Origin of the sequence: Enterococcus dongliensis (assembly GCF_031927985.1) — a bacterium.
GTDB lineage: Bacteria > Bacillota > Bacilli > Lactobacillales > Enterococcaceae > Enterococcus_A > Enterococcus_A dongliensis.
Genome location: NZ_JARPZC010000004.1, coordinates 1 through 12751 on the forward strand (window position 1 = coordinate 1; position 12751 = coordinate 12751).

Here is a 12751-nt window from a genome sequence, read left to right on the forward strand (position 1 = left end):
ATTATCGAACACCTTTGGAAGTATTTTTGAGTTACGTAAGTATTGATGATTTGTCTAACTTAATTTGACAATTAAGAGATTATAAAATAAATCCTAGTTCTTTAGATAATAATCATTGGAAATCATTAAAAGAGCTCTTTTTGTCGTATGTTAATTGTATTTTTATACTGAAACATAATTTTTGATAAATTTGGTATAAATCTGATAGACCGTTGAATGCTAGGGTGAACAAGAGAATTAAGTTTAGTTTGTGAGCAAAAAAATATGAACAGCTTTTGATCAAAGCTTTTCTGAATCTATGGTAAACTGTTTTCAAGTGAGGTGTAGAGAAATGGCAAATTATAGTTATCCGATTGAAGAAGATTGGACACATGAAGAAATCGCGATAGTTATTGATTTTTTTAATTTAGTTGAGGAAGCAAATGAAACCGGGGTAGAAAATGCAGCGTTTTTAGCTGGTTATAAAAAATTTAAAACTGTCATTAAAAGTATTGGTGAAGAAAAGCGAATTGGACGAAAATTTCAAGAAGTCAGCGGGTATTCGATCTATCATACGGTACAACGAGCTAAATCTGCTACTGGCAAACGATTCAAAATGTCAATGGATTCATAAATATGTCAAAAATAGTCGGATTTGTTCAAGCGAGTGGTCATGAGTCAGGGGGAGATCTTAGTGGAAAAAGAGATTATTAGTTGGATCTACGAAGCAGCCGAGAAAATCAAAACAGGTTTGGGTGAGGCGCTGAAGGTGGATCAAAAAAATGGTCGAACGGATTTAGTGACAAATGTGGATAAAGAGGTACAAAATTTTTTAGTTGAAAAGATCAAAGCTTATGATCCAACAGCAAAAATTTTAGGTGAAGAGAATGGATTAGATCAAACAGCTATTGATTGCGGGCGTGTTTTTGTAATTGATCCGATTGATGGGACATTGAACTTTGTCATGCAACAAGAAAATTTTTGTATCATGATTGCTGTCTATGAAGATGGCGTAGGTCAGTTAGGTTTTATTTATGATGTTATGCGAGATGAACTTTTTTGGGGTGGGGCAAAAGTCGGCAAGGTCTTTTTTAATAAGAAAGAAATCTCGGCTCCAGAAAATAAACATTTAAGTCAAGGTTTGATTGGAATGAATGCAGCATTGTATCGGCAAAATCTGTATCACGCACAAGAGATTGGAAATACCTCGATGGGCATCCGTATTTTAGGTTGTGCGGGTCTGGAATTTATTTCCATGATTAAAGGGACTCAAATTGGCTATGTCAGCGTGCTGAGTCCCTGGGACTATGCCGCAGGTAAAATTATGATGGATCAGTTAGGCATGCCATCGTGGGGAGCGGATAAACAGCCGTTGACTTTTCGTAAACGTGAGTTTTTTATTGGTGGAACACAAGCAACGATGACCGATATCCAAGCATTTCACAAGGGAAAACATTAAAAAAATTATTTTTCTGAAAAAATGAAAATGTTTTACTAACACTCTCGCGGTTTTTCTGTTATAATTGTCAATCGAGTGAGTCTCGCGCTACAAGAAAAGGAGCAATTAAATTGAAATACAGAGAAGATATCCGCAACGTGGCTATTATCGCCCACGTTGACCATGGTAAAACAACTTTAGTTGATGAAATGTTAAAACAATCAGATACCCTTGATAGCCATGTTCAGTTACAAGAACGGGCAATGGATTCAAATGCATTAGAAAAAGAACGTGGAATCACGATCTTAGCAAAAAATACAGCCGTAAACTATAAAGATTATAAAATCAACATTATGGACACTCCTGGGCATGCCGATTTTGGTGGCGAAGTTGAGCGGATCATGAAAATGGTTGATGGTGTATTATTAGTTGTCGATGCTTATGAAGGAACGATGCCTCAAACACGTTTTGTTTTGAAAAAAGCATTGGAACAACATTTAACACCAATCGTAGTCGTAAATAAAATCGATAAACCTTCTGCTCGTCCAGAAGAAGTTGTGGACGAAGTCTTAGAATTGTTTATCGAACTAGGTGCGGATGATGATCAATTAGATTTCCCAGTTGTATATGCTTCAGCAATCAACGGAACTTCTAGTCTATCAGATGATCCAACGTCACAAGAATCAACAATGGTACCAATCTTCGATACGATTATCGAAAAGATTCCTGCACCAGTTGATAATAGCGATGAACCACTACAATTCCAAGTATCATTATTAGATTATAATGACTATGTTGGACGTATTGGGATTGGTCGTGTGTTCCGCGGAAAAATGAAAGTCGGCGACCAAGTATCAGTTATGAAACTTGATGGTTCGATTAAAAACTTCCGTGTAACAAAAATATTTGGTTTCTTCGGTTTACAACGTTTGGAAGTCCAAGAAGCACAAGCCGGCGACTTGATTGCTGTTTCTGGTATGGAAGATATCTTCGTTGGAGAGACAGTCACACCTATCGATCACCAAGAAGCATTACCAGTATTACACATCGATGAACCAACCTTGCAAATGACTTTCTTAGTTAACAATTCACCATTTGCTGGTCGCGAAGGAAAATATGTGACATCTCGTAAGATCGAAGAACGATTGATGTCAGAATTGCATACAGACGTTTCACTGCGTGTTGAACAAACTGATTCACCAGATGCTTGGACTGTTTCAGGCCGTGGAGAATTGCATTTATCAATCTTGATTGAAAATATGCGTCGTGAAGGCTATGAATTACAAGTATCACGTCCAGAAGTTATCGAAAAAATCGTAGACGGTGTAAAATGCGAACCGTTCGAACGAGTTCAAATCGACACACCTGAAGAATACATGGGAAGCGTGATCGAAGCATTAGGTCAACGTAAAGCAGAAATGCAAGACATGGTCCATTCTGGTAACGGACAAATTCGTTTGGTCTTCTTAGCGCCTGCTCGTGGTCTATTAGGATTTACGACTGAATTCTTATCAATGACTCGTGGGTACGGAATCATGAGCCACACCTTCGATCAATACTTACCAGTGATTCAAAGCGTAATTGGCGGACGTCGTAATGGTGCACTAGTTTCTGTTGATGCAGGTAAAGCAACGATGTACTCAATCATGAGCGTTGAAGAACGTGGAACTGTCTTCGTTGAACCAGGAACAGAAATTTATGAAGGAATGATTGTTGGTGAAAACAGCCGTGATAAAGACTTAGGTGTCAATATCACAAAAGCAAAACAAATGACCAACGTTCGTTCAGCTAACAAAGACCAAACGTCAGTGATCAAAAAACCACGGATCTTGACTTTAGAAGAATCTTTAGAATTCTTAAATGACGATGAATACTGCGAAATCACGCCAGAAACCATCCGTCTGCGTAAACAAATCTTGAACAAATCAGAACGTGAAAAAGCAGCGAAAAAACGTAAAGTAGCTGAATAATCGTTTAAGACTACACTTCATCGGTGTAGTCTTTTTTTTCATTTTTTTAAACATAATGCGAACATTTTTAAATGATAAAAAACTGTTATGTTTCATATTTGACATTTGTTTCACAGGATGTCTGAATAAAAGAATTGATTTTTCGCGTTTTCAGTTAAGATTTCTTGTTTGTAATCTATATGTAATATTTCGTAAGCTGTGTAAAAGTCAAAATCCGAACGAAGAGTTTAGAAAAAGCTTAGTCTCACGTTTTTTTTTCCTTTTTGATTTTTTTCTATGTTATAATGTTGAAATCAAGATAGGAGGGAAGCAAAATGGAAAATATTTCTTCTGATTTTGCCATTAAGGTGTTGCAAGAGGATGCTGATCGAATCAAACTGTTGATTCGGAATCAAACAAATAGTTTGTGTATCTCTCAATGTAAAGCTTTTGAAGAAGTCGTTGATACACAAATGTATGGCTTCTCACGTCAAGTCTTTTTTGCTGAAAAGGTAGGGATCTTGAAGCAAGGCGAAGGGCAACGAATGCTTAGTGAATTAGAAGCCGAGTTGAATCGTTTATATACAGATTTGTACGAAACTCGTCAGGATCTGACGGATACCGGCTGGGAGGCTTAGCCGTTGCCTAGTAAGATAAAAAAACGTCACTTTTTAGATTATAGTATTTTGATTCCATATTTGATTTTGACCGTAATCGGCTTGATTTTTGTATATAGTTCAACTTCCTATTTATTGATTACAAATGATGCGAACCCAGCGAGTTTGGTGATGAACCAAGGAATCTTTTGGGTCTTAAGTTTAATCATGATTAGTTTGATGTACAAGATGAAAACAGACGTATTGAAAAGTCAGCAATTAATTATCGTTGCGACTTATTTCATTTTTGCGCTGTTGATTGTTGTCTTTTTTATTGGAGATGAAGTCAACGGAGCCAAAGGTTGGATTCGGATCGGTTCTTTTAGTATGCAGCCGGCAGAGTATTTAAAAATTATGGTTGTTTGGTATCTTTCTTATATTTTGTCCAAACGTCAAGAAACGATTCAAGATAATTTTGTCACCGATATCAAACGTCCATTGATCTTAGTTTTTGCTATGATCTTTTTGGTAGCAGTACAGCCTGACATGGGAAATGCTGCAATCATTACATTGTTGGCATTGGTTTTGCTTTTAGCTAGTGGGATTAATTGGGTCATCAGCCTGATTGTAGGCGGAGTAGGTATCGTTGGTAGTTTTCTTGCGATTGAATTTTTGACTCGTTTTGGCTCAGCGATTCTTCCAGAGAAACTGCAGTACATCGTCAGCCGTTTTGAAAGTTTTAAAAATCCTTTCAAATATGAGTTGGATCAAGGCCATCAAATGGTCAATGGGTATTATGCGATGTTTAACGGCGGCTGGTTTGGTCGTGGATTAGGGAATAGTATCGAAAAAAAAGGATTTTTAAGTGAAGCTCATACAGACTTTATTTTTTCTATCGTCATAGAAGAAGTCGGTTTGATCGGTGCTTTAATAATTTTAGCAATTTTGATTTTTATGATTGCGCGGATCTACTTGGTTGGGATTCGTTCAAAAAAACCTTTCAATTCATTGATTTGTATCGGTATTGGAAGTTTGTTGTTATTACAAGTTTTTATTAATCTTGGTGGTATTTTAGGAATTATTCCATTGACCGGGATCACGTTCCCATTTTTGAGTCAAGGAGGAAATAGCTTACTTGTATTGTCCGTTGGGGTGGCCTTTGCACTAAATATCAGTGCAGATGAAAAGCGCACGAAATTGGCAATCGAGTATGAATACTTAAAAAGTCAGGAGTAAAGTGTATGAAAAAAGTATTGGTAGCAAATAGAGGAGAAATTGCAACACGCGTCTTTCGCGCATGTAGCGAATTAAACATTAAAACGGTAGCGATCTTTGCAGAAGAAGATCAGTATTCCGTTCATCGTTTTAAATCAGATGAAGCATATTTAGTCGGTAAAGGGAAAAAACCGATTGATGCTTATTTAGATATTGAAGACATTATTCGGGTAGCTAAAGAAGCAGAAGTAGATGCGATTCATCCAGGCTATGGTTTCCTCTCAGAAAACTTAGAATTTGCTAAACGGTGTCGTGAAGAAGGACTTATTTTTGTAGGTCCAGAATTGCACCATTTAGATATTTTTGGTGATAAAATCAAGGCCAAAGCTGCAGCATTAGAAGCTGGGATTCCGTCAATTCCTGGTTCTGATGGTCCGGTTGATACAATCGAAGGTGTCTTAGAATTTGCTGAATCACATGGATATCCAATCATGATCAAAGCTGCTTTAGGCGGCGGCGGGCGTGGTATGCGGGTCGCTCACGATGAAAAAGAAGCACGCGAAGGCTATGATCGAGCTAAAAGTGAAGCTAAAGCAGCTTTTGGTAACGATGAGATTTATGTTGAAAAATATGTTGCCAATCCTAAACATATCGAGGTGCAGATCTTAGGGGATACTCATGGCAACGTCATCCATTTATTCGAACGTGACTGTTCAGTTCAACGTCGCCATCAAAAAGTCGTTGAAGTTGCCCCTTGTATCTCTTTAAATACAGAGCAACGGGAAAAAATCTGTCAGGCTGCTGTTCAGTTGATGAAACATGTAGGGTATGTCAATGCCGGAACCGTTGAATTTTTAGTTGAAGGCGATAATTTTTACTTTATTGAAGTAAATCCACGAGTGCAAGTAGAACATACGATTACTGAGCTGATTACGGGGATTGATATTGTTACTTCACAATTAATGATTGCTCAAGGGCAAGATTTACACACTGAGATTGGACTACCTAAACAAGAAGACATTCATGTCTCTGGAGCAGCTATCCAGTGTCGTATAACGACAGAAGACCCATTGAATGGTTTTATGCCTGATACAGGTAAAATCGATACGTATCGTTCCCCAGGTGGTTTTGGGGTGCGTCTAGATGTTGGTAACGCCTATGCTGGCGCAACGGTAACGCCTTATTTTGATTCATTATTAGTAAAAGTATGTACGTATGCCTTGAGTTTCGATCAAGCAATTGAAAAAATGCAACGCTGCCTGATTGAATTTCGTATTCGCGGTGTAAAAACAAATATTCCGTTTATGCATAACGTCATTAGTCATCCTGTTTTCCAAAGTGGGGATGCCAAAACAACATTTATTGACAACACACCCGAACTATTTGAATTTCCTCGCATCCGAGATCGCGGAAACAAAACGATGCGGTATATTTCTGAGATTACGGTCAATGGTTTCCCGGGTATCGAAAAACAAGAAAAACGCTATTTTGAAACACCTCGTTTACCTAAAGTTGAACAAAATCCAATGATTACTGCAAAAAATATTTTGGATCAAGACGGTCCCGAGGCAGTAGCTAAGTGGGTCAAAAAACAAGAATCTGTTTTATTGACGGATACGACTTTCCGTGATGCTCATCAAAGTTTGTTAGCTACTCGTGTTCGAACACATGACTTGCTAAATATAGCGCAAGCAACTGGCGAAGGAATCCCTGAATTGTTCTCAAGTGAGATGTGGGGGGGAGCGACATTTGACGTCGCATATCGTTTCTTGACTGAAAATCCTTGGAAACGCCTAAAATTATTGCGTAAAGCAATGCCTAATACGTTATTGCAAATGCTTTTCCGTGGTTCCAATGCAGTCGGTTATTCAAATTATCCAGACAATGTATTGGAAGAATTTATCAAAGAAGCGGCACATAATGGGATTGATGTTTTCCGAATCTTTGACAGCTTGAACTGGATTCCGCAAATGGAAAAGAGTATTCAATACGTTCGTGATGCTGGAAAGATCGCTGAGGGAACTATTTGTTATACTGGCGATATCTTAGATCCAAATCGAACAAAATATAATGTTCAATACTACAAAGAGATGGCCAAAGAATTAGAAGCAATCGGGGCTCATATGATTGCAATCAAAGATATGGCCGGCTTGTTGAAACCGCAAGCTGCTTTCCGTTTAATCAGTGAGTTAAAAGAAACAACGGATCTACCAATTCATCTGCATACACATGACACAGCTGGAAATGGGATTATTACACTTTCTGCGGCTGTCAAAGCGGGTGTAGACATCGTTGATGTTGCAACGAGTGCAATGAGTGGAGCAACGAGTCAACCAAGTATCAGTAGCTTGTATTACGCATTGCAATATGGCGACCGAACACCGAAAGTGAATTTGAAAAATGTTCGCCAATTAAACCATTACTGGGAAGATGTTCGTCCTTATTATGCAAGTTTTGAAAATGGAATCGTAGCAGCTCAAACAGAGGTCTATGATCACGAAATGCCAGGTGGACAGTACTCAAATCTACAACAGCAAGCTAAAGCAGTTGGACTAGGCGATAAATGGGATGAAATCAAAGACATGTATCGATTAGTTAATCTGATGTTCGGAGATATCGTAAAAGTTACTCCATCTTCGAAAGTTGTGGGAGACATGGCATTATTTATGGTCCAAAATAATCTGACTGAACAAGATATCTATGATCGTGGTGAGGAATTAAGTTACCCTGATTCAGTGATAAGTTTCTTCCAAGGAGAACTAGGTCAGCCAGTTGGCGGGTTCCCTGAAAAATTACAGCAGATTATTTTACACGGACGACCAGCTATGACAGAACGCCCTGGGAAATTTGCTGAACCAGTTGATTTTGAAAAAGTAAAACAAGAACTGCAAGAATTGATTGGTTTTGAACCAAGTAAAACAGATGTTTTAAGCTACTTGATGTATCCGCAAGTATTTTTAGATTATCAAAAAGCATATGAACAGTTTGCAGACGTTACATTGTTGGATACACCAACGTTCTTTTCTGGGATGCGTCTTGGTGAAACAATCAATGTCCAGATCGAAAAAGGGAAAATATTGATTATTCGTTTAGATGAGATCGGTGAAGCAGATGTCGAAGGAAATCGTACCTTGTTCTTTAACTTGAATGGTCAACGTCGTGAGATTGTTATCAAAGATGCTTCAATCAAGAGTGCAGTCCAAACAAAACGTAAAGTTGAACCAACTAATCGTGAACAAATCGGTGCGACAATGACTGGTTCTGTCTTGAAAGTTTTAGTCAAAAAAGGTGATTATGTAGAAAAAGGGCAACCGTTACTAATTACTGAGGCAATGAAGATGGAAACGTCGATCGATGCCCGTTTTGCTGGAAAAGTTTCTCATTTATATGTAGAAGAAGGCGAAAGCATCGCTTCTGGAGATTTATTGATTGAAGTAAAAGAAAAATAAGATTAATCATCAAGAAGTTCTTGAATAGCTATGATTGGAGGGAAGTCGTGTGAAAAGAGTGATCGGTTTTCTAAGTATTCTATTTTTAGTTTTGATTGGTTACTATTTGCAGCCGGTCCTCTTTCCGCCAACACAAAAAAAGATTCCAGTCAATCAGACCAATCAAATTGTCCATCATAAAGCATTGAAACATCAGACAATCAAAGCGGAAGGATTTGCCAATTATATTTTGCAACCAATCGAAAACTTTGAAAAAACGTTTGGTGAGCCAATAAAAGTAGAAAATAGCGGCTTCTTTTTTGAAACACGCAATTATGCCTTTGATCAAGGAATCTTAGAAGTCAATGTAGAGGCAGGAAAAGTTAGTGTAATCAAGGTGATGGCAAAAAAAACTGAGATCACGCCGTTTAAATTCGGCATGACTAGCAGTCAATTTTCAGATCAGATCAATTTATCTGCTAACTTTGCCTTAAATTATGATGAAGAGCCTGTAGCGATTGAGTTGAGTGAAAATGATATGCGTTTCCGCCCTTTAGTAGCATTTGATAATCGGACGTTTGCGATGGTTTTTTTTAACGGAGAAAATGAAAAAATGATCGGTGCAGTCTATCTGGATCTAGAAAACCTTTTACGGTTGATGCCCTATCAAATTAATAGCGGCAATCCTTTAGCTAATCGTGTACAGGAAAGCAGTCTTGATTGGGAACTTTTAAATCGACAAAAACAATCACGATTAATCGAAGCGATAAATCGTTATCGTAATTTGTATAAACAGCCAAGTTTCACAACAGGAGAGCATGTAACAGATGACAGTGAAAAGTTGTTAAAAAGTTTTTTAACAACCCCTAAAAAAGTGTTGACCAATGACCGCCTGGAAGAATGGCAAATGGATCAAGAAGCCCATTTGAGCAATTTAGCTTTTGAGTTGTCCCCAGCAGAGTTTAATGAATTAGCAAAACGTGACGACATCGATTACACAGAGGGGTTCTTCTACTCGCCGACTATCGATCCATTATTTAATTTGTTTAACTGGATCAGTCAAGATCATTTGAACAAAGTTATTGATGCACCAGCATCAGAACTTGGCGTTGCAATTGATCAAGAAAATGTGCTAGTCTTGTTACAAGAGTCAGAAAAAACAAAGGATAGTGAATAGATTGATTATTAATGAAGCTTTTTTTCAACTGGAAGATCAGAATCAGGTGTTGATCCAAGCGATTTTAGCGAGTCAAAGCTATAATATCTATCTACAGAAAAAAAAACAGATGAACGACTGTACAGAAGTAGCAGAACTTAAGAGAACTTTTCAAAGTGAAAAGGATAAATTTGAACGAATTGCTGAATATGGGAAATACGCACCTGATTATCGCATGCAACAGCGTAAAGTCCGCGCAAGCAAACGTGCCCTTGACTTGAATGAGAAAGTAGCGTCCTTTCGTGTAGCGGAAACGGATCTTCAACAATTATTGGATGAGATTAGTCAATGTTTGGCACAGACAGTTTCTTCAGAGATCAAAGTTGATGCGGGAAATCCTTTTTTTGAAACAAAGAATCATAGTTGTGAGGGGAATTGTCATGGATAATACTGATTTTGTCATACAAAAAAGACGAGGAATGATTGTTTGGGTATATTCCTTGAAACAATTGAAAACCTTGAAACGATATGGCTTGGTTCATTTTGTTTCAAGAAAGATGAAATATGTCGTATTGTATGTGAACGAAGAAATGGCAGATGAAACAGAAGAAAAATTGCGGACACTCCATTTTGTTCGTCAAGTTGAACGGTCTTATCGACCAGATATCGAAATGAATTTTGCGGATCGGATCGGAACAAAAGCTGCTTATCAAGTAAAAGATGATGATGAGTTGGATGTAGTAGAAGCCAATACAGAGATTCGCTTAGCTGAAACAGTTTAAGTCAATCGAGATAAGGTGAAAAATGTCTGATTTATTCAAACATTTTTCATCTTTTTATTTGATAATAAAAAATAAATTTAATGAACTATAACAAAAAGCAAGCAGAAAGGGGCAAGCAAACCATGCGGGTAGTCGCAGGTGAATTTGGTGGACGAAAGTTAAAAACATTAACAGGAAATAACACCCGACCAACTACAGATAAAGTAAAAGGAGCAATTTTTAATATGATTGGCCCTTATTTCGATGGAGGGGTCGCATTAGATTTATTTTCTGGTAGCGGATCATTAGGAATCGAAGCTGTTTCACGAGGAATCGAGCGTGCCGTACTAGTAGAGAAAAATTTTAAAGCAATGGAGATCATTCGTGAAAATGTCGCTATGACTAAAACAGAATCGGCTTTTCAATTGATGAAAATGCCAGCAAATCAAGCCATTCAGCAATTGACAGACAGCAAGGAACAATTTGATCTTGTACTTTTGGACCCGCCTTACGCAAAACAAGAGATCGTCAAGCAAATTGAATTATTAATACAAAATGGATTACTGAGTACCCGTTCTATAGTTGTCTGTGAAACGGATAAAACAGTCGTCTTGCCAAAAGTGATTGGTCAATTAAACGAGCGTAAACGGCAAGATTATGGTATTACTGCTATAACAATTTATGATTGGGAGGATTAGGATGAAACGAATCGCACTTTTCCCTGGTAGTTTTGATCCATTGACAATGGGGCATTTAGATACGATTGAACGAGGCGCAAAATTATTTGATGAATTGATTATTGGCGTTTTCGTAAATACTAATAAAAAGAGTTATTTTACCTCAGAAGAAAAACTTACGATCGTACAGGAATCTGTAAAACATATCCCAAATGTACGTGTAGTCGCTCAAGAAAATGATTTGACCGTCAATGTGGCAAAAAAAATCGGTGCCAATTTTTTATTGCGTGGTATTCGCAGTATCAAAGATTATGAATATGAAAAAGAGATTGCCTTGATGAATCATCATTTGGATCAAGAATTAGAGACAGTCTTTTTATTAGCTGAACCGAAATACAGTCACATTAGCTCATCGATCTTAAAAGAAGTGTGGACTTTTAACGGAGATATTAAAGAATATTTACCTGAGGCAGTTTATCGGGTATTGGAAGAGAAGCGTGAGAATAGTGAAAAATAATAAACTTTTCAAACGATTGCTAGTTGCCTTCTTAGCACTAGTAATCGTTGCCTGTGTGGTTGTTCCAATCCCGTATTATATCGAAGAACCTGGGGAGACGATCAATTTAAAAGAACTGATTACGGTCAATGATCAAAAAGACAAACATAAAGGATCGTTTAGTTTGACTTCGGTAGGTATTCGGCAGGCAACGATTTTTACAGCCTTAAAATCTAAAGTTGACCCATTTCATGAGATTATTTCTGAAGAGGATTTGACCGGTGGTGCCAGCGACGATGAATACTTACAAATACAAAAATTCAACATGGAAACCTCACAAAACTTTGCGATTGAACAAGCATTAAAATTAGCAAACAAACCTTATGAAATGAACTATCAAGGTGTTTATGTCTTAGGTGTTGAAAAAAATTCGAATTTTTACGGCAAGATCAGTGTAGGTGATACCGTAACAAAAGCGGATGATAAGTCGTTTACTAGTAGCGAAGACTTCATGAAATATGTGAAGGCGCAAAAAATTGGACAAAAAATGAAAGTAACTTATATTCATAACGATGAAACGAAAGAGGCAACGGAAAAATTAATTCAGCTGCCAACGGATAAAAAACCAGGTATTGGGATTACGTTGACCGATCATACTGAGATTGATTCCCAAGATAAAGTAAAAATAGACGCAGGAGATATCGGCGGTCCATCAGCGGGTTTAATGTTTACCCTAGAGATTTATGAACAGCTGCTTGGTAAAGATTTGCGTCATGGTAAAAAAATCGCTGGGACAGGAACGATCAATTCTGATGGAGAAGTTGGTCGAATCGGCGGAATCGATAAAAAAGTTGCTAGTGCGGCAGCAAGCAAAAATCAAATATTTTTTGCCCCTGATGACGAGATTACAAAAGAGATGCAAAAAATTCAACCAGGAATCAAATCAAATTATGAAGAAGCCAAAGTAGCAGCTAAAAAATTGAAAACTAATATGAAAATCGTACCAGTTAAAACGGTACAAGATGCATTGGATTATTTAGCAAAAATGAAATAATT

Annotated in this window: 12 protein-coding genes; all 12 read left to right on the forward strand. The window is 37.5% G+C overall.

Features of this window, described 5'->3' with window-relative positions:
- Positions 1–331 precede the first annotated feature (331 nt).
- The 12 genes from P7D84_RS04205 (at position 332) to P7D84_RS04260 (ending at position 12749) form a co-directional block, all read left to right on the forward strand.
- Positions 332–613 carry a UPF0223 family protein gene (locus P7D84_RS04205; RefSeq protein WP_137603320.1) on the forward strand — a complete coding sequence of 94 codons (282 nt, stop codon included), beginning with the start codon at positions 332–334 and terminating at the stop codon, positions 611–613.
- A 60-nt stretch (positions 614–673) separates the two neighbouring features.
- Positions 674–1438, forward strand: coding sequence for an inositol monophosphatase family protein (locus P7D84_RS04210; protein ID WP_311805168.1), 765 nt, complete (start codon positions 674–676; stop codon positions 1436–1438).
- Positions 1439–1548: 110 nt separating this feature from the next.
- Positions 1549–3387: a translational GTPase TypA gene (typA, locus tag P7D84_RS04215; protein ID WP_137603318.1), complete on the forward strand. Its 1839-nt coding sequence runs from the start codon at positions 1549–1551 to the stop codon at positions 3385–3387.
- A gap of 314 nt (positions 3388–3701) precedes the next feature.
- A complete protein-coding gene (locus P7D84_RS04220) occupies positions 3702–4004 on the forward strand; it encodes an Fpa/YlaN family protein (RefSeq protein ID WP_137603317.1) in 303 nt (100 codons plus the stop codon).
- Positions 4005–4007: 3 nt separating this feature from the next.
- Positions 4008–5198 (forward strand): FtsW/RodA/SpoVE family cell cycle protein, encoded by a 1191-nt coding sequence (locus P7D84_RS04225; protein WP_137603316.1) that lies wholly within the window; start codon positions 4008–4010, stop codon positions 5196–5198.
- 5 nt (positions 5199–5203) lie between these two features.
- The gene (locus P7D84_RS04230; RefSeq protein ID WP_311805170.1) at positions 5204–8626 is read left to right on the forward strand and encodes a pyruvate carboxylase; all 3423 of its coding nucleotides are present in this window, start codon (positions 5204–5206) and stop codon (positions 8624–8626) included.
- Positions 8627–8675: 49 nt separating this feature from the next.
- Positions 8676–9782: a CAP-associated domain-containing protein gene (locus P7D84_RS04235; RefSeq protein ID WP_311805172.1), complete on the forward strand. Its 1107-nt coding sequence runs from the start codon at positions 8676–8678 to the stop codon at positions 9780–9782.
- 1 nt (position 9783) lies between these two features.
- Positions 9784–10209 carry a YlbF/YmcA family competence regulator gene (locus P7D84_RS04240; RefSeq protein WP_137603313.1) on the forward strand — a complete coding sequence of 142 codons (426 nt, stop codon included), beginning with the start codon at positions 9784–9786 and terminating at the stop codon, positions 10207–10209.
- The gene (locus P7D84_RS04245; protein ID WP_170999765.1) at positions 10196–10543 is read left to right on the forward strand and encodes a YlbG family protein; all 348 of its coding nucleotides are present in this window, start codon (positions 10196–10198) and stop codon (positions 10541–10543) included. Before P7D84_RS04240 ends, P7D84_RS04245 begins: the two co-directional genes overlap by 14 nt.
- 80 nt (positions 10544–10623) lie before the next feature.
- Entirely contained in the window at positions 10624–11220 is a 597-nt protein-coding gene (rsmD, locus tag P7D84_RS04250) for a 16S rRNA (guanine(966)-N(2))-methyltransferase RsmD (RefSeq protein WP_311805174.1), read from the forward strand.
- A 1-nt stretch (position 11221) separates the two neighbouring features.
- Entirely contained in the window at positions 11222–11716 is a 495-nt protein-coding gene (gene coaD, locus P7D84_RS04255; protein ID WP_311805175.1) for a pantetheine-phosphate adenylyltransferase, read from the forward strand.
- Positions 11706–12749, forward strand: a complete 1044-nt coding sequence (locus P7D84_RS04260; protein WP_376716912.1) for a SepM family pheromone-processing serine protease — start codon at positions 11706–11708, stop codon at positions 12747–12749. The genes coaD and P7D84_RS04260 overlap by 11 nt, the downstream gene beginning before the upstream one ends.
- The last annotated feature ends 2 nt before the right edge of the window (positions 12750–12751 follow it).